The organism is Brevibacillus sp. HB1.2 (genome assembly GCF_013332495.1).
GTDB classification, from domain to species: domain Bacteria; phylum Bacillota; class Bacilli; order Brevibacillales; family Brevibacillaceae; genus Brevibacillus; species Brevibacillus porteri.
In genome coordinates this window covers 289,206-304,296 of the sequence record NZ_JABMIU010000002.1, presented here as the reverse complement: position 1 = coordinate 304,296, position 15,091 = coordinate 289,206, and the positions used below count along the sequence as shown (strand labels likewise).

Below are 15,091 nucleotides of genomic sequence, written 5' to 3'. Positions count from 1 at the left end.
GGAAAAATAAGAAGAAAAGCCGTATTTCTAGTTACCTGGAAACACGGCTTCTTTTGTCAGGGGGCAATCTCCACCGCTTTTGCGCGCGGCTGTACACGCCCGTCACTTTGTATGTCTACACTCTCAGAAATGGATTCAATACGTTTTAGCAGGGCAGCGCCGTTGCTTTCATTCATGGGTACAGCTTGTCCCAATTCTGCGTGAAACGGAAGCATCGTCAGCTCACAATCACCGCTTTTCGTACAGCTTGCTTGCAGAACCATCGTTTCCCAAGTCTTGGGTTCGCTTGATCGTGTGAAAATGAAATTGCCGAGACTATACGCAATCCATTTGTCATTGTATCGTTCAAAGCCTTGAAGTACGTGGGGATGACCGCCGACAATCAAATCTGCACCAGCATCGATGTAGGCACGAGACAACTCTTCTTGATGATCGACAGGATAATCGGAGCGTTCCTTTCCCCAGTGCGCAATCACCACGACGAGATCCGCTTGGTTGTTCGCATTTTGGATCGCTTTCACTGCTAGCGTAGGATCATAGGAAGCGGCCATACCTGGCTGGGAATCCCCTGCAAACCAGCTTGTTTCGGGAATGACCCTGCTGAAGCCGAGAATCGCGATCTTGATGCCGTTCTTTTCTATGAATACAGGGGAATAGGCACGGTTGGCATCCTTTCCGGCGCCGACGTATTCAATCCGGTTCTTGTCCAAAGCGTCAAAGGTATCGAGCAATCCCGGAACTCCTTGATCCATGGAGTGATTATTGGCGAGATTCACCACATCAATCCCTGCGTTTTTCATGGCAGGAACAGCAAGTGGCGATGACTTGTAGACATACGCCTTGTTCTGTGCGGCAACACCTGTGGCAGTGATCGGCGTCTCCAAATTGGCAATCGTGATATCATCTTGCAAAAAGAGTGAGCTTACATGCTTGAATGGGTAGTCATAGCTGTTTGCGAGTAAGGTTTTCTCTACATTCCCGGACATCATGATGTCACCGACAAAGGTGAGCTGCACAGAGGTCTTTTGGTTCACAGTATTGTCAGGAGCAGGCTGCTCGTTCGGGTTGGCATATTTTCCATCCATGGCAGTTTGGAATAGGTAATAGGTTCCGACGACGAAGATGGCCAATACGCTAAATAGGAGCGTGCTCTTTCCAACACGTACCCATGTTTTACGTGATTTCTTGCGCCGAGCTTTTACCCGACTTGATCTGGTCTCGTTCATTTTTCCCCCTTGTGATTCTATCCTTACATAAATGAATTTTGATATCCTATAAGTATTACGAAAAGAGGCGAGAAAAGGTGCGATTAACTTTTGATCATTTGGTTCATTTTGTACAGCGAACTCCACAGGAAGCATCGGAACAATTTTGCCAAGCGGGTTTTCATGCGGTAGCTGGAGGGCGTCATGCGTCTTGGGGGACATGGAATAGCCTTAGTTATTTCGGGCTTTCTTATGTTGAATTTTTGGCGGTTGAACACAAGGAGCTTGCGCGACAATCAGATAATCCGCTCGTACGTCAATGCATCGAGGATGAGGCAAAGGGAGAAGGATTTGGCCAGATTGCGCTTCGGACCAACGAGATGGATGCGTGGGCAGAGCGCCTGCGAATCCAAGGTTTGCAGGTTACTGGACCAGTTGCGGGAAGTCGTACGCGTGATGATGGCACGACGCTTCGGTGGCGGATGCTGTTCCTCGAAGATGCAGATAGTGCACTTCTACCGCCATTTCTCATCGAATGGTCGCAAACGGATGAGGAGAGAATAGATGATTTGACAAATCGTGGCATCATTGCCGCTCATCCGAACGGTGCAGCGCATCTCCAGTCAGTAGGCTATGCAGTAACAGATCTGGAGGAGGCAACAGCACGTTGGCAAAGCTGGTTTGGATGGAAGAAGAGCGAAACATTCCACGATAAAGAACTGGGGGCCATCTGCCAAGCATTTGAACTTCCGGGTGGAAATGTAGTGCTTTGTCAACCGACTGAGGAGGGATTGGCGCTGACTGCATGGAAAAATCGCGGGCAACGACCGTTTTTTGCGAGGCTGGAAGGAGCAAGCAAGAATAGCGAGTATAAGATTGATGGAGGATCTTACTTTCTAGTAGCGCTGGAATAGTCGTTTAGAAGAGAGCCTCTGCAAACGGATTGAGTTGTGTTTACGAGAAGAAGAGCATCCGTTTTATGTAGCGTTTTGAGAAAAAAACCACCTCGCACTGGAGGTGGTTTTTTTACTAGGTGCCAAACGTCTTTTTAGTTAAATTTCGGTACATCACCAGCATCGCGATACGCCAAGGTACGAGCATGCCGAATGCGAGCAAGAAGAACAGTCCACCTGTCTGAATCGGTGTAAAGCTATCATTGATCATCAGTTTAATAATCAGTCGGATGACCAACAGTCCGGACAAAATGAAGAAAAACGCACGGGACCGTTTCAAATACACATCTTGCCCAATGATTTCGAAGCGTGACGTCATAATCAGCGGAATCGAAAAGATAAGCCCAACCACAAAGGCTGCAATATCAAACTTGGGCGGTAATTGCGCCTCGGGGAACAAGAACATTGCAAACCCTGTCGCCATAAAGAAAGGTGGCAAAATAATGCTTTTTGCAGAAGCCGGCTTTTTTTGCCGACGCATTCTCACAAAGATCACTGCAATAGCCATCACGAGAGGCAGCAGGATTCCCAAAACGGGAGAGGAAAGTATCTGCATGGAAGAACGCCTCCATAAGGTTCAACATACTTTCACTAGTGTACACCAAAGCATGGTCAGTGGGAAAGCGTTTGTCATGGTACGTTACATTCCGATTCTAGGCAGCTGCTTCATCGTGGGAGCGCACATCCAGCTTATGCTTTTTACTGTAGAAGAAAGTCAATAAGCCAAAGAGCACTGTCACCGAGCCGATGAAGAGGAGGTAGCCGCTAATGCCGAGAATGTCCAGCCCAACTCCTGTAATCGCGAGAGCCAACAAGAAGAATCCACGATCCAGCATGCTTTTGAAAGAAAAGAATCGCCCTTGCTGGTGTGGAGGTAGACGCTTCTGGAAAATCGTTGCGGTAACCGGGAAGAAGAAAGCAACGACAAAGCCGAACATGGAGAAGGAAGCGAGCACCATGAATTTGTTATCGGCGAATGACATGCCAAACTGGGACAGCGCGAAGAAAAAGAGCATGATGGTGGACGCTGCCACGAGGTTTCTGCGGCCGATCCAACGTTTTGCCAAGAGCCCCCCAATCAAAATGCTGATTCCTTCTGCTGCATAGATCCATCCCATGAGCTGAGGTTCCTGTTGTAGCTCGCTAAAGTTCAAGATCATCAGGTTTAATCCTCCAAGGAACAAGGTGATCAACCCGTTATTAATCAAGCCGACTAACAAGGCCGGGTCCTGTCGCGAGATCGTCAGTACTTCGCGAAACTCCACTTTTTCCTGAATTTTCCGAGAAGTCACTTGCGGAATACGGAGAAAGAGTGTGACGACAGCGAGTACAGCGTACGCGATGATGGAGCACACATACAGCATGGACAGGTCCATGGAGGCAACGAGTATACCGCCGATTGCTGTTCCTCCAATGCGCGAGAGGGTAGAGATATTCAGATATGCGCTGTTCGCCTTGAGTAACTCGTCCTGGGAAAGGATGGCTGGCAAGGAAGCCTGCACGGTCGGAAAATAAAACGCAGCAGAGCATTGCATCACGATCAAAGATACGATCATCCACAGAAGAGAATCGTTGGCAAGAGCCGGGAACATGAAGACGGGGCTGAGTGTTCGGACCAGGCTGGCAAACAGCATGATCTTGCCTTTGTCGTACATGTCAATTACCACACCTGCTTTAGGGGCGAGGAGGATGCTGACCACCAACCCACACATCAGAATCAAGCCCTTCACCGTATCAGAAGGAACGAGTTTCTGCATGAACGCAAGATTGGCAATAATCGAAATCCACATGCCCGCTCCCGCGACGATCTCTCCGCTCATTAAAAGCAGAAAGGTACGATTACGCCATAACATGAGAGCCACTCCAAACATTCGTTAGATAGGTAAAAATTTGAACCGATCCATTCATTTGATAAAAAGCGATTTCTCAAGTATAGCATTCATGCAAACGCTTGTATATTTATTGTCTTTGTGGGTATTCTTCGTGTTCATAACGGACAAACTAACGCAATACTGCGGCCATTACGCCCAAAAGGAGCTATTCGTAAATGGCGCGAAAACGGACGTTGCTACTGTTGATCGTGTATGGATTCGCTGCGACACTCACGATCTTTTACGGACTGGTGGAAAAGCATAGCGTGATTGTCACGTTCTTTTCTTTTCATGTGCTTGTTTGCATCTGTATCCCCGTCATTCACGGATGGTGGGAAGGAGATTTGCAAAGGCACTGGCGTTTAGCGTGGGGAAGTTTTGAATGGCAGGGTACTTTATACGGACTGGCATTAGGCGTTCTTATGTTGACAGGAGTGCTGGCTGGGCTTTGGTTGCTCCTGCAGGAACCGGGAAGACCTGAAGCCGTTCGAGCAGGTATGGAGACATGGGGGATTGAACGCCGCTGGATTTGGGGTTTTTCGTTCTACCTCGTTTTCATTAACTCGCTGCTGGAAGAGTTGTTCTGGCGAGGCTTCGTATTGCAGCGGTTGCGCGCATCCTTATCCCGCTTGATGTCCATTTTTCTTTCCAGCTTTTTTTATTCCTTGTATCACCTGATTATCTCTACGATCCTCTTTGGTTTTCGAAACGGCTTGTTCATTACGTCGATGGTTTTTGGAGCAGGGCTAATTTGGGGATGGATGAAAGGAATGTTTCCTTCGATTTACCCAAACTGGATTAGTCATTTGTTCGCGGATTTGGGTCTCGCACTAGCTGTGGGTCTCTGGATTTATTGACCGGATAGGAGGGTGAAACGGATGCTGGCGATTCATGAAGAAACGAGACTGCGTAAGCGATTGCTCAGTATACTTCGGCAAAACAGTGAAGCATTTCAACTCTACTATGACACGTATGGATATACCCCGATTGAGCCGTTGCTGGACTATCTTCATACGCTGAAAGGGTGCTCATACATAGCTAGGCAAGATCTTCATCAAGTCGTGGAATTCGATCCGGAGCGGAGTATCGAATGGGACGGTGGAGCACTCATTCGAGCTACTTACGGATTTTTGCCCACGATTGCAAAAAGCAAGCTCATCGAGATGGTACCACCTGACGTTCTTTATTACGGGACACATCGAAAATTATGGAAACAAGTACTCACTGGTGGCCTGTTGCCAATTGCCAGTGAGTATGTGCAGCTTGCGGAAAGACCGGAGCATATAGGAGAGCCGACAGGCACATTGCGCCTCGTCACTGTGAATGCAAAGGAGGCCCATGAAGCCGGCATTTGCTTTTACCGCGTGGGTGAGCGCTATTGTTTGAGCGATGCTGTCCCGGCTAGTTATTTGCAGCTGTACGCAGACTAGTTTGACTCGTTGTTTCGACGTGCTTCGCGCATTTGCAGCTGTTGCTTGCGTTCTGCCAAAACGTCGCTTCGATCCCTCAAGGTATGCTTATTCAGCAAGTAGGCGTCTTGCATATCGCTATCCCGATGTTCAGGGTGATTTTGCATCGTACAAGCCTCTTGATACGCCTGTTTCAAAGCATCGGACATGGGCAGGGACAGGCTTCGATAGGGCTGACCATTTTGGATTTCCGTCAGGCGCTCTTCAAGCAGGTTAGCCAGACTGTCACTATCCAACCCAAGCTTTTGGATGTCAAGTTGATGCTTTTTGACAAGGGATATGGCGCTTGTGAGCATTTTGATTGCACCTGACTGATTCCCGCGTCTCTGGTGATACAGAGCGACGGAGATTTGAATCAAACCAACCCACACTGGCTGTCGCTCATGTGGAGGAGCGCTTTTCCAATACTCCTCAAGAATCTCATGACACTCAAAATAATCGCGTTCTACATGAAACTGGATCAAATAATCCAGATACGGTTGCGGATACATGGTGATCTTCACCTCACTACTTGGTTTTCAATGGTTCGTTTATGTACTATTATAAAGCATAGAGAGTAGAAAATGAGGTGTAAAACCATTTATGACAAGAGATGAACTCGTAGCCGTATTGGAAAAAAAGCGAATGACCGAAATCATAGAACTGATCGAGGATGCTGAACAGGGAGAACTGGAAGAGCTCGAGCTCGTGGAAAGCCTGGGATTGCTCATGGATCAGGAGTTGAACAAAGAAGTCCTTTCGTTATTGGAGAGCTTGGGTGTCGCCATTATTTACTTGAGCGGCGATGAAGAAGACGAAGAGGATGAAGACGACGAAAAGTAGTAAAAAAGAGAACCAACCTTGTGCATGGTGCCAGGTTGGTTTTTGCATTCCTTACTTTTGCGTCCATACGCGATTTTTATTTCGTGTAGCGGGGAACTTTTCCCCTCTGGAAAGCTCGATGATCATCGGGTTCTGCACACTTGCACCAGACTCACCAATCTCCATGTATACGGCATTTTTCGGAGACTTTTCTCCTTCACGAAAACGGCTGTGTTCTCCCACGAAGGCACCTTCTTCCTAAGGAATTGTCATCTGAATTAGTATGACCCGGTACACTGGCTTCATGCTTTCCCTTCTATTGACGATAGATTTTGAATTCCTTTACGATCATTTCAATTACTTTTGGAGAGGTGAATACATGCTACCTTTGACCTTGAAAAAGGAATCCAATATATCTTATCACGAGCAATTATATCAACAAATTTCATCCTCGATTCGAAGCGGTGAGCTTCCTTCCCAAGAGCAGCTGCCAACGGTAAGGGAGTTGGCGGCACAGTTGAAAGTCAATTACAACACCGTTCGCAGCGTGTATTTGCGTCTCCAGCAAGAAGGGCTAGTTGATTGTCGGCAAGGGAGGGGGACGATTGTAACCAATAGTGCAAGTGACACGCTCTTGTCACGTAACCCGATCCATCTTGCTTTACTCGCCAAAGAAACCATTCATAAAGTAAAAGCAATGGGCTATACCATGGATGAATTCTCGCGCGTTCTGTCCTGTGTTTTGCAAGAAATCAATCAGTTTCCGGTTCTTTTTTTGCGGTTCACAGAGCTGGAGGTCACTGAATATATGCGTTTGGTGCAGTACCATCTTCCGAGTGTGATGGTTGAAGGGAGAACCGTCGAGGATTTTTCTCAGCAGGTAGAATGCGATGCAAATTTTTTGCAGCAATACAAAGCCATCGTTATCCCACCTTCCGTTAACCTGAAACTCCCGCAGGATGCGCCTCCGATCGTTAGCCTTGATTTTATCCCGGACCCAACGACGGTGATCCCTGCCATGGAGGCCTACCCACGAAATACGAAAGTCGGATTGATCTGTGCGACCATACGAGGTGGTGCGGGTATGATCAATGATCTCTACAACGCAGGCATTACGCACTTGGATATTCGGACAATAGAAGCGAACCATGCAGAAGTGTTTGATTTGATTGCATCCTCTGACGTCGTGTATATTTCCAAGCCTGGCTATATGGTGAAACCACATTTGCTTACGCTGCCAAAAGTAAAGGAATTTCAAGAAATTCCTGACCACCATGGTATTAATGAGCTGCGCAAGCTCGTTACCCATTGACCATACTGAATAGCCTACGAGACATCCGCTGATTTTGACTAGTGTATAGACTGATGTCCATGCCGATATGCCTTCACCTACATACCTTGTAGATGTAACGAACAGGAAGGAGTGAGGTTAATGAGTTGCGGATGCAGAAGATCTCGTCGCAGATGCTTTAAATGCTGCGAAAAGAAAGTGTACAGAAAGCATTGCTTCTACAAGCCACACTACAAAACCCATTGCAAACCATACGGTCGTAGTTGGGGACACGGACATTGTGGAGGTGGAGGCCACTATGGTGGTTGGGGCCACTTTGGCGGCGGCTATGATGGTTACGGCTCCTCTCATGGTGGCGGGTACGGTGGAGGGTACGGCGGCGGTTACGGTGGAAGTCACGAGAGCAAGTATTAATAGAGAAAGGCGCCGTGGTGGCGCTTTTTTCGTTTTTTCGCAAGTTTTGCGCAATTTGTCGTACAATAGAGGAAAAGGATTAATGGAGGTATGGATATGCAATTCCTGAATGGGAAAGAGGAACGAATGTGGGCGATGATCGTGCATCTATCTGCCTTCCTTGGTTTTATCGTTCCGTTCGGCAATGTACTAGGACCTTTAATCGTATGGTTGATCAAGCGTGAAGAGGGAGCCTTTTTTTATCAGCATGGAAAAGAGGCACTGAATTTTAGCATCTCGGTGACGATTTATGCCGCCATTTCAAGTTTGCTGATCATCATTTTTATCGGCGCACTTTTATTGGGAGCCCTCTTTATTTTTTGGGCGATCTTCGTTATTATCGCTGCGGTGAAAGCGAACGAGGGAAAAGAATTCCGTTACCCGCTCACTCTCCGGTTTATTAAATAACCGTTCTTGGAAAAGTCGTTCCACTTGGGACGGCTTTTTATATTTGTTTGAATTTTCTATTTAAAAAGAGGGTGAACAGTCGTTCATCTCGAATTACAAGAGAGTGTAGTCGGTGAAGGGGGGAGTTAAATCATGTTGACGGGAGTGACGATAGTTGATTTTTCTCGCCATCTTCCAGGTCCGATTTGTACGATGCGCCTGGCTGATTTGGGGGCAGAGGTCATTGAGGTGGAACCGTTTCACGACAAAACTCACTCACCGTTAATCAGACCTTCTCATCCTGAAGCTAGAGAGACGGGAGCGTTTTACCTGCGTTCACATCGCAATCATAAAAGTATTTCCTTGAATTTGCGGACGAATGAGGGAAAAGCGCTCGCGTTTGCTCTGGCCAGACAGGCTGATGTCGTGGTGGAAAGCTATCGACCAGGTGTGATGCGTCATTTGGGACTGGATTACGATCGCCTGTTCGAGATGCACCCTGCTGTCATTTATTGCTCCGTGACGGGCTATGGCCAAAGCGGCGAGCTATACCAAATAGGGGGGCATGACTTGAATGTCCAGGCAGTAAGCGGATTTCTCTCACTGGTTCGCGATCTGGAAGGCAAGCCTGTCGTTGCAGATATTCCGCTTTCTGATTATGCGCTCGGGTTGTATGCCAGTGAACAAATATGCGCGGCGCTTGTTCAACGTGCGCGGACAGGACGAGGAGCATATTTGGATGTTTCGTCGGCTGACTTGTTTAGTTCTTGGACAGGGCTTCATGCACTGTTTATGTCATACAGCTCCTCGATTGGACGGGAGACCGGGAGAGGGAGTCTGCTGGCGTATCAGGTGTATGAGACAGCAGACGGCCAGTATGTCGCACTTGCTGCATTGGAAGAAAAGTTCTGGCTCAATTTTTGCCGTGCGGTAGGAAGAGCAGACTGGGAGCTATGCCACCGAGCTAGCGTTTCTCTGCATCCAGAGGTGTTTGACGATATGAAAGCACTGTTTCTGTCCAGAACCCAAGCCGAGTGGAGTGAACTGGGCAGTGAAGTGGATTGCTGTCTGACCGCCGTTGAAGATTGGGAAAACTGGGTAGATAATCCATACGTTGCGAACAGGGAGATAGCGTATACGCTGCCTTATTTGGAAAAGAAGTCGCCCGATCATGGGGAGAGTCTCGCGCATCGTTACAGGGCGGAGCGGTTGTCACCCCCGTGGCACACCGATTACACGTACGAGCTGCTCAAACGCAAGCTGAACCTCACAGAGGAGGATTTGAGCAGGCTGCAAAGGCAGGGGGTTATTCCTGCCGCTTCTTTATAGGAAAGGGTGAGAAAAATGATGGAACAGGATCATCATACGCAACTGATCGTAACAAAAGTTGATGGAATCTGCACGATTACGCTCAACAGGCCACACGTCCTCAATGCGATGACGCTTGAAATGTTTTCCCTTTTGCAGGACGCGATCTCAAAAGCTTCAGCAGATGAGGAGGTCGATGTGCTTATTTTGCGGGGAGCAGGGGGGAACTTTTGCTCCGGTGCTGATTTGGGCGTGTTGACTGCGCTGACGGATAAGAGTGACGCTGATCAATCATTGACGATCATTAATGATTTCATCACTAACTTGCATCAAATGCCAAAGCCTGTGATTGCAGTCATCGAGGGAGTAGCCGTCGGAGCGGGACTCAATCTCGCGTTGCATGCTGATTTTGTCATTGCGACGGAAGACGCCCTGTTGCAGGAGCCTTTTGTCCAGATTGGTCTGACAACGGATTTTGGCGGGACATACCTTATGCCAAGGCTTGTTGGGACGGCGTGGGCGAAGCGTCTCGCACTGCTGGGAGAAAAGATTACAGGGAAAAAAGCGGAGGAAATCGGCTTGATCTATCGAGCGGTAGAAGCCAATCAAGTCGAAAGTGAGGTTGAAAAATTGGTTGCTGCGGTACGGCGCCTGCCGAAGCAAGCGTATGCCGTCACAAAAGAAGGGTTGGGACGCTGCCAAGCAAACGGCCTAGAATATGCACTGGCCTGGGAAAAGCAACAGCAGCCGTCCCTGATCGCACGTCCTGAATTTCAGATGCTCGTACAAGCGAAGCTGAAGCGGACGTAGCGCTGATTTATTTTGGCAGTGGGATGTTTAGCTCATGAATGCGCTGTCCTGTCGCTGCACTTTCCTCGAACAAAGAGAGCGCTGGTGATTTTGCGCTCGGGTCCAGCTTGAGATCGATAGAAAAGCTCCCCCACTCGGGGGCACCCGTGCTTGCTGTCACAAAGCTATTGGCCAATGTCTTGTCTCCGTCTGTCACGACGAATCGAACGTTGGCTTCGTTCACGCGTGCTTCACCCTTAATCGTATATTGTCCTTCGCCTGTTTTGGTGATCGTAATATTCCGAAACGATTCATTCTCGTATTGCCCCTTGTCTTCGCCAACAGGATGAGAATGTGTGCTAGCTGCTGCGGGCGAAAGGATGCTGGGGAATGATACAGCAGTCAGGCTCATGGCGAGTAAGCAGGTTGTCAGCATATTTGTTCGAAATTGCATGTTTTTCCTTCCTTTCATTCGTTTTCCTCTCTAGGTTGGCGAAATTGGAATAGAACTATTCTCGGGATTGTATGACAACTCCGTGAAAATGGATGAGATAAAAGTCCAAAGGGAACTTTATCCGTTGAGCAAAGGGCCATTCTGTGATAAAGTAGGGACATCAAGATCCTGCGATGTTCGATAGGCCGTAAATGTTTCTAACCTTATACGTGTTTTTTGGGAGACGGAAACTGTGATGGATGTCAGGCCCACCTCCTTTTGGGATGCATGGGAAGGCTGAAGTGCAGAAGGGTCGCCCACCTGTGTGAGCGCAGGTTATAGAAACATGAGGTCAACGGCAGAGCGGGGACTTGGCCGTTTATGAATGCAATGAATTGCCGATAGCACAAAAAACCACTTGGAATCTGCTTCCAGGTGGTTTTTGTTTTTTATACGTTGATTAATGGGTGGTTTTGTTTTGTTTGCCCGAGCCGTGGCCCTGCCCCTGCCCTTGTTTTTGGGAGCCTTGGTCTTGATCCCCATGATCGACAATGGTCAGGTCCTTTTCAAGTGTTTGGGAGTCTTGGGCGTCTTGAAGAATTTGATACATTTGTAGGAAGTTTGCTTTTTGTCCCTCAGGAATTCCTTTAATGCGAACGGTTAGTTCTTGCGGGCCGCCGCCATTTTGCTGTTGCCCACCTTGGCTGTTCCCTTGACCGCTGTTTTCATTGGAACTCGGCTGCTCATCAAGAAAGCTGAGAAACATCGAGTCGCTGTCTTGGTCTTGTTGGTTGTTTTGTCCGCTGTTTTGCGATTGCTGTCCTTGTCCTTGTCCGTTTCCGCCTTGCTGCTCAAACAGCACGTTGAATTCGTTAAGATCGGTCTGGATGATACCAATGACGTTCATCCTGATCCTCCTTCCAAAATAGAAATGATGCTTCAGCCCGGATGTTTGGAATGATGGACACCGTGCCGTTGCAGGTATCCATGGAAAAAGTATTCGACCACCGTAATGGCAAATGCCGTCAACAATAAACCAGATAAGGATATGGTCTGACCAAACAAGTAACAGCCAAGCCACAAGGAGGCAAACACGAACAAGAAATCAGCGGAGCTCGCAAACGTATTGTTCGTACGCGGGAGGATTGTCAAATCAAGTACATAACCCAGTAAACTGACAATCACGCTTGCGAGCACTGCAAACATAAGGGACGTCCCCGACCACCAAAGCCCTGGAATGGCAATGATTCCGTTAAACAAGAGCTTGAGAACGATGTTCAAAGAGCGAACACCACCTTTCATGCCCTTAGTATGAACTTAGGTAGTCGCACTATTCGTAGAAGAGGTGTTTGATTTCAAACGGCGGATCAGTGCTTCATCTGGTGTCACATACAGCGTTCGTTGCTGCTCGTAGATCACATAGCCAGGCTTGGCCCCGCTCGGTTTTTTTACATGCTTGATGAGCGTGTAGTCTACGGGAATTTGACTTCCTTCTTTGGCACGACTGAAATAAGCCGCCAGATTCGCTGCCTCAAGCAACGTTTCATCTGAAAATTCCCGAGCGCGAATGACGACATGGGAGCCAGGGATATCCTTGGTGTGTAGCCATGTTTCTTGCGACGATGCGAGCTTGTTGGTCAAGTATTCATTTTGTTTATTGTTTTTACCGACCAAAATTTCAATACCGTCCGAAGAAAGGTACGTATCCAGCTCTGGTCTGGTCTCTTTTTTCTTGCGCGGACCGCGTTTTTTACGATCTCGCATGTAGCTTTGCTCAACGAGCTCCTCGCGAATTTCTTCTGCATCTTTTAAGGTGGCATGTTCCAGTTGAACCAATACGCCGTCCAAATACAAGAGTTCAGCATGCGCTTGCTCAATCTGCTCACTCACGATGGAAAGGCTGTTTTTGGCCTTGTTATACCGCTTGTAATACGACTGTAAATTTTCCGAAGGGGTCTTCAACGGATCGAGCGGAATCGTGATGGTACCTCCCGCTTCATCATACCAGTTGACTGTGACGAGCTCGCGATCCCCTCGCTTCATTTGGTGCATATTGGCGGTGATCAATTCACCGTACAGGCGGAACTGATCTGCTTCATGCGCATCTTGCAATGTTTGTTCGAGCTTCTCGATTTTCTTTTCATTTTTATTGCGCTCAGAAGTGACAAAACGAATTAAATCGTGCGCACGCTGCTTGACAGTGTCACGGAGCGCCTTTCCTTCGTAAAATGCCTGCAAGCATTCTTGAATGGAAGGATAGGGGGTGGTAACCCCGTTTGAGAGATGAGTTAGCTCGACGACGTGAAAATACGCTTTGCCGTTTGCCTGTACAATGGATGGAACATACTCATGAGCGTTGATTGCCTTCATCACCTGTGAAAAGGCAGCCCACAGTGTTTCATGATTCGCAAGGCCGGCTCTGTGCAAAATTTCTTTTGCCAATAACGGACTGATCCCGGTATAGCCTTCTACGATTTGCTTGTCCAAACGACCGCCGTTCCAGTCGAGGGAAGAAATAAACGCTTGCTCGGTTACAGTAAGAGGGTCGCGCTTATCTTGGCTCGGAGGAGAAACATAAGGTCTGCCAGGCGTAACTTGTCTATACTGGCTAATGGCGAGCGTCACATGCATGGCGCTATCCAAAATCATTCCGGTTGCAGGATCGATGAGGATGATGTTACTGTGCTTGCCCATGATCTCGACAATAATTCGGCGGACAGCCGTGTCACCCAGCTCGTCCCGCGTGCGTACGTCGATGTGAATGATTCGCTCCATCCCGATTTGCTGGACAGATTCAATTACACCGCCCTCACAATGCTTGCGCAATAGCATGCAAAACATCGGAGCTTCCAGCGGATTCGTGAATTCTTCTGTCGTGATATGAAGTCTCGGATAAGTCGGGTTTGCAGACAGGAGGAACTTTACCGTTTCTCCTTGTGTCCGTACTTGCATAACAATATCGCTATGGTGGGGCTGGTGGATTTTCGAGATGCGTCCTCCTACCAGTTTATGTAATTCCCGCGTAACGGAGCGGGTTACTACGCCATCAAATGCCATAAAAGTCACCTCAGATCAAAAAAATGGCTAGAATAATAGATAGAGAGCTGCCAGTCACAGTGTAGCATAAGTCAGGGCAAGGAGGAATCTCATCGTGGTGGGGTTGCTTCGGTTGACACTGCCAAGAGTTGTCTCCTATAATAAATTAACGATTTTGCGTCTATGGAAGTGAAAACTTATGATTCGAAGCATGACTGGTTACGGTAGAAAAGAAGATAGCAAAGGCTCCATTCGAGCAACAGTCGAGATTCGTGCAGTGAATCACCGCTTTTCTGAGATTGTCGTGCGCCTGCCCAAAGCATGGAATATGCTTGAGGATTCGATTCGTAAGCTAGTCGCGCAGTTTGTCAGAAGAGGGCGTGTTGATGTCACTGTCTCAGTGGAAGGGAAAAATTCTTCTGCTACGGTCATGGACATTGACTGGGATGTGGCTGAACAGCTAGTCTCCATTTCCCGCGAGATGACTCAGCGTTTTTCGCTAGAGACGCCTTTAACCGTCAAGGATCTGCTACACTTTCCTGGCGTGATACATACCAAAGAGTCAGAGGACAATGTGGAGGAGCTGACAGAGTGGCTCCAAGACCTGGTCAGGGGCGCGGCAATGGATCTCGTTTCGATGAAAGAGACCGAGGGTAATCTGCTGCACGCTGATCTAGCCAGTCGCCTGACTGCCGTCAACACATGGACGCGGGAGATCTCCCAGTTGGCCCCACTATGTAGGGAAGATTACAAGGGCCGACTTGAGCAGCGCGTAAGTGAGTGGGCCGGTTTGACACCTTTTGAATTGGACCCTGCTCGTGTAGCGCAAGAGGTTGCCTTTTTCGCTGATAAAAGTGATATTAGTGAAGAGTTGACCCGTTTAGATAGTCATTGCCAACAGTTTGCCATTCAATTAGGCAAAGAAGAAGCAATTGGTCGAAAACTGGATTTTCTGCTCCAAGAAATGAATCGGGAAGCCAATACGATTGCTTCCAAAGCGAATCATTTACGCATTCAGCATCTGGCTGTCGAGATCAAGACAGAACTGGAGAAGATGCGGGAGCAAATACAGAATGTTGAGTAGCATGAAAGGAT

Annotated in this window: 19 protein-coding genes and 1 other RNA gene; 11 read left to right on the top strand and 9 right to left on the bottom strand. The window is 48.1% G+C overall.

The window, feature by feature from the left end; all coding sequences use genetic code 11:
* Positions 1–56: 56 nt before the first annotated feature.
* Complete coding sequence (locus tag HPY28_RS06350; RefSeq protein WP_174230251.1) at positions 57–1,226, bottom strand: CapA family protein; 1,170 nt, start codon at positions 1,224–1,226, stop codon at positions 57–59.
* 77 nt (positions 1,227–1,303) lie between these two features.
* Here HPY28_RS06350 and HPY28_RS06345 point away from each other — a divergent pair, with 77 nt between their 5' ends.
* Complete coding sequence (locus HPY28_RS06345; protein WP_174230250.1) at positions 1,304–2,119, top strand: VOC family protein; 816 nt, start codon at positions 1,304–1,306, stop codon at positions 2,117–2,119.
* A 115-nt stretch (positions 2,120–2,234) separates the two neighbouring features.
* On the opposite strand, the gene HPY28_RS06340 is transcribed toward HPY28_RS06345, so the two are convergent.
* Together HPY28_RS06340 and HPY28_RS06335 are read right to left on the bottom strand one after the other, a co-directional pair.
* A complete protein-coding gene (locus tag HPY28_RS06340; RefSeq protein ID WP_106835234.1) occupies positions 2,235–2,714 on the bottom strand; it encodes a CcdC family protein in 480 nt (159 codons plus the stop codon).
* 97 nt (positions 2,715–2,811) lie between these two features.
* The gene (locus HPY28_RS06335) at positions 2,812–4,011 is read right to left on the bottom strand and encodes an MFS transporter (protein WP_174224333.1); all 1,200 of its coding nucleotides are present in this window, start codon (positions 4,009–4,011) and stop codon (positions 2,812–2,814) included.
* Positions 4,012–4,205: 194 nt separating this feature from the next.
* Here HPY28_RS06335 and HPY28_RS06330 point away from each other — a divergent pair, with 194 nt between their 5' ends.
* Entirely contained in the window at positions 4,206–4,886 is a 681-nt protein-coding gene (locus tag HPY28_RS06330) for a CPBP family intramembrane glutamic endopeptidase (protein ID WP_017249482.1), read from the top strand.
* A gap of 21 nt (positions 4,887–4,907) precedes the next feature.
* Positions 4,908–5,459, top strand: a complete 552-nt coding sequence (locus tag HPY28_RS06325; RefSeq protein ID WP_174230249.1) for an RNA 2'-phosphotransferase — start codon at positions 4,908–4,910, stop codon at positions 5,457–5,459.
* Here HPY28_RS06325 and HPY28_RS06320 read toward each other — a convergent pair.
* Entirely contained in the window at positions 5,456–5,989 is a 534-nt protein-coding gene (locus HPY28_RS06320) for a DUF309 domain-containing protein (RefSeq protein ID WP_173622317.1), read from the bottom strand. The genes HPY28_RS06325 and HPY28_RS06320 overlap by 4 nt on opposite strands.
* 91 nt (positions 5,990–6,080) lie before the next feature.
* Between HPY28_RS06320 and HPY28_RS06315 the strand changes: the two genes are divergently transcribed.
* Positions 6,081–6,320, top strand: coding sequence for a hypothetical protein (locus HPY28_RS06315; RefSeq protein ID WP_174230248.1), 240 nt, complete (start codon positions 6,081–6,083; stop codon positions 6,318–6,320).
* 51 nt (positions 6,321–6,371) lie between these two features.
* On the opposite strand, the gene HPY28_RS06310 is transcribed toward HPY28_RS06315, so the two are convergent.
* Positions 6,372–6,542, bottom strand: a complete 171-nt coding sequence (locus HPY28_RS06310) for a YjzC family protein (RefSeq protein ID WP_017249478.1) — start codon at positions 6,540–6,542, stop codon at positions 6,372–6,374.
* A 136-nt stretch (positions 6,543–6,678) separates the two neighbouring features.
* Here HPY28_RS06310 and HPY28_RS06305 point away from each other — a divergent pair, with 136 nt between their 5' ends.
* The 5 genes from HPY28_RS06305 to HPY28_RS06285 all read left to right on the top strand — a co-directional run bounded on the left by HPY28_RS06305 (position 6,679) and on the right by HPY28_RS06285 (position 10,548).
* Complete coding sequence (locus HPY28_RS06305; protein ID WP_174230247.1) at positions 6,679–7,611, top strand: GntR family transcriptional regulator; 933 nt, start codon at positions 6,679–6,681, stop codon at positions 7,609–7,611.
* 277 nt (positions 7,612–7,888) lie between these two features.
* Entirely contained in the window at positions 7,889–8,113 is a 225-nt protein-coding gene (locus tag HPY28_RS06300) for a hypothetical protein (RefSeq protein WP_017249476.1), read from the top strand.
* A complete protein-coding gene (locus HPY28_RS06295; RefSeq protein WP_017249475.1) occupies positions 8,101–8,451 on the top strand; it encodes a DUF4870 domain-containing protein in 351 nt (116 codons plus the stop codon). Before HPY28_RS06300 ends, HPY28_RS06295 begins: the two co-directional genes overlap by 13 nt.
* A 132-nt stretch (positions 8,452–8,583) precedes the next feature.
* The gene (locus HPY28_RS06290; protein WP_173622144.1) at positions 8,584–9,759 is read left to right on the top strand and encodes a CaiB/BaiF CoA transferase family protein; all 1,176 of its coding nucleotides are present in this window, start codon (positions 8,584–8,586) and stop codon (positions 9,757–9,759) included.
* An 18-nt stretch (positions 9,760–9,777) separates the two neighbouring features.
* Entirely contained in the window at positions 9,778–10,548 is a 771-nt protein-coding gene (locus HPY28_RS06285; protein ID WP_026043158.1) for an enoyl-CoA hydratase/isomerase family protein, read from the top strand.
* A 7-nt stretch (positions 10,549–10,555) separates the two neighbouring features.
* On the opposite strand, the gene HPY28_RS06280 is transcribed toward HPY28_RS06285, so the two are convergent.
* Positions 10,556–10,981, bottom strand: a complete 426-nt coding sequence (locus tag HPY28_RS06280) for a Gmad2 immunoglobulin-like domain-containing protein (protein ID WP_026043157.1) — start codon at positions 10,979–10,981, stop codon at positions 10,556–10,558.
* Positions 10,982–11,143: 162 nt separating this feature from the next.
* On the opposite strand from HPY28_RS06280, the gene ssrS reads away from it, so the two are divergent.
* Positions 11,144–11,334: non-coding RNA, 6S RNA (ssrS, locus tag HPY28_RS06275), on the top strand.
* A gap of 86 nt (positions 11,335–11,420) precedes the next feature.
* Here ssrS and HPY28_RS06270 read toward each other — a convergent pair.
* Genes HPY28_RS06270 through HPY28_RS06260 form a run of 3 tightly spaced genes read right to left on the bottom strand, consistent with a single transcriptional unit; the run spans position 11,421 to position 14,017 of the window.
* A complete protein-coding gene (locus HPY28_RS06270; RefSeq protein WP_017249471.1) occupies positions 11,421–11,867 on the bottom strand; it encodes a hypothetical protein in 447 nt (148 codons plus the stop codon).
* 32 nt (positions 11,868–11,899) lie between these two features.
* Complete coding sequence (locus HPY28_RS06265) at positions 11,900–12,241, bottom strand: DUF2512 family protein (RefSeq protein WP_007728396.1); 342 nt, start codon at positions 12,239–12,241, stop codon at positions 11,900–11,902.
* 36 nt (positions 12,242–12,277) lie between these two features.
* Positions 12,278–14,017: an Rqc2 family fibronectin-binding protein gene (locus HPY28_RS06260; RefSeq protein ID WP_174230246.1), complete on the bottom strand. Its 1,740-nt coding sequence runs from the start codon at positions 14,015–14,017 to the stop codon at positions 12,278–12,280.
* Positions 14,018–14,195: 178 nt separating this feature from the next.
* On the opposite strand from HPY28_RS06260, the gene HPY28_RS06255 reads away from it, so the two are divergent.
* Entirely contained in the window at positions 14,196–15,080 is an 885-nt protein-coding gene (locus tag HPY28_RS06255; RefSeq protein WP_069849491.1) for a YicC/YloC family endoribonuclease, read from the top strand.
* Positions 15,081–15,091: the final 11 nt, after the last annotated feature.

Excerpts from the sequence above, each read along its gene's own strand:
- HPY28_RS06335 (WP_174224333.1), bottom strand. The coding sequence starts at position 4,011 with ATGTTATGGCGTAATCGTACCTTTCTGCTTTTAATGAGCGGAGAGATC.
- HPY28_RS06315 (WP_174230248.1), top strand. The coding sequence starts at position 6,081 with ATGACAAGAGATGAACTCGTAGCCGTATTGGAAAAAAAGCGAATGACC.
- HPY28_RS06290 (WP_173622144.1), top strand. The coding sequence starts at position 8,584 with ATGTTGACGGGAGTGACGATAGTTGATTTTTCTCGCCATCTTCCAGGT.
- HPY28_RS06305 (WP_174230247.1), top strand. The coding sequence starts at position 6,679 with ATGCTACCTTTGACCTTGAAAAAGGAATCCAATATATCTTATCACGAG.
- HPY28_RS06295 (WP_017249475.1), top strand. The coding sequence starts at position 8,101 with ATGCAATTCCTGAATGGGAAAGAGGAACGAATGTGGGCGATGATCGTG.
- HPY28_RS06270 (WP_017249471.1), bottom strand. The coding sequence starts at position 11,867 with ATGAACGTCATTGGTATCATCCAGACCGATCTTAACGAATTCAACGTG.
- HPY28_RS06320 (WP_173622317.1), bottom strand. The coding sequence starts at position 5,989 with ATGTATCCGCAACCGTATCTGGATTATTTGATCCAGTTTCATGTAGAA.
- HPY28_RS06330 (WP_017249482.1), top strand. The coding sequence starts at position 4,206 with ATGGCGCGAAAACGGACGTTGCTACTGTTGATCGTGTATGGATTCGCT.
- HPY28_RS06325 (WP_174230249.1), top strand. The coding sequence starts at position 4,908 with ATGCTGGCGATTCATGAAGAAACGAGACTGCGTAAGCGATTGCTCAGT.
- HPY28_RS06300 (WP_017249476.1), top strand. The coding sequence starts at position 7,889 with ATGGTGGTTGGGGCCACTTTGGCGGCGGCTATGATGGTTACGGCTCCT.
- HPY28_RS06280 (WP_026043157.1), bottom strand. The coding sequence starts at position 10,981 with ATGCAATTTCGAACAAATATGCTGACAACCTGCTTACTCGCCATGAGC.
- HPY28_RS06260 (WP_174230246.1), bottom strand. The coding sequence starts at position 14,017 with ATGGCATTTGATGGCGTAGTAACCCGCTCCGTTACGCGGGAATTACAT.
- HPY28_RS06255 (WP_069849491.1), top strand. The coding sequence starts at position 14,196 with ATGATTCGAAGCATGACTGGTTACGGTAGAAAAGAAGATAGCAAAGGC.
- HPY28_RS06340 (WP_106835234.1), bottom strand. The coding sequence starts at position 2,714 with ATGCAGATACTTTCCTCTCCCGTTTTGGGAATCCTGCTGCCTCTCGTG.
- HPY28_RS06350 (WP_174230251.1), bottom strand. The coding sequence starts at position 1,226 with ATGAACGAGACCAGATCAAGTCGGGTAAAAGCTCGGCGCAAGAAATCA.
- HPY28_RS06285 (WP_026043158.1), top strand. The coding sequence starts at position 9,778 with ATGGAACAGGATCATCATACGCAACTGATCGTAACAAAAGTTGATGGA.